The sequence below is a fragment of the Vibrio sp. 2033 genome (genome assembly GCF_033339735.1).
In genome coordinates, this window is sequence record NZ_JAWOVC010000138.1 from 1 (window position 1) to 970 (window position 970).

At 46.1% G+C, this 970-nt stretch carries 1 protein-coding gene and 1 pseudogene; both read left to right on the forward strand.

Features of this window, described 5'->3' with window-relative positions; translation table 11 throughout:
* Positions 1-838: choline ABC transporter substrate-binding protein (locus tag R7P74_RS25150; RefSeq protein ID WP_318123363.1), on the forward strand; the 838-nt coding region annotated here is incomplete at its 5' end.
* Positions 839-970, forward strand: a pseudogene (locus R7P74_RS25155) (choline ABC transporter permease subunit); the annotation flags it as partial.

The following is a 970-nucleotide window of genomic DNA, read 5'->3' on the forward strand; positions in this document are numbered from 1 at the left end:
CTGGACAGACATTACCGCAACCACGGCTGTAACCACAGAGCTACTGAAAGGCTTGGGTTACAAAACTAAGACGGATCTGCTGTCTGTACCAGTAACTTATTCTTCTATGGCGAACGGCGACATTGATATCTTCCTTGGTAACTGGATGCCAACGATGGAAGGTGACATTGCTAAGTACCGAGATGCTGGCACTGTCGAAACAGTAAAAGCGAATCTTGTCGGCGCGAAATACACTCTGGCAGTACCAAAATACGTTTATGACGCAGGTGTGAAGAGCTTTGCTGACCTGGAAAAACATGCCGACAAATTTAAAGACCGCATTTACGGCATCGAACCAGGTAACGATGGTAACCGCCTGATTCAATCCATGATCGACAGCAATGCGTTTGGTTTAAAAGACTTCAGCCTGGTTGAATCAAGTGAAGCGGGCATGGTGTCACAAGTATCACGTGCGGTACGTCGCAATCAGTGGATCGTTTACTTGGGTTGGGCGCCGCACCCAATGAACAGTAATGTTGAAATGGAATACCTATCGGGTGGCGATGATTTCTTTGGTCCAAACTACGGCGGTGCAAACGTTTATACAAACGTACGTCAAAACTACCTTGCTGAGTGCACAAATGTGGGCCAATTGGTGAAAAACCTAGAGTTCAGCCTAGAAATGGAAAACGAGCTGATGGAAGCGATTCTCAACCAGAAGCAAAAACCATCTAAAGCCGCACAAGCTTGGTTAAACGCGAACGCAGACAAAATCGAAGCGTGGCTGAAAGACGTGAAAACCGTCGATGGTCAAGACGCACAGTCGGCAATTGCTCGTTACCTTAAAGACAACGCTTAATTGATTTTTCTTAGTGGGCAGCGATGCCCACATCATCAACACAAAGGTTTTATTGTGAATTTTATTACGGACAACAAACTACCGTTGGGCCAATGGATGGAAACTGGCGTCGATTGGTTAACCATCAATGCA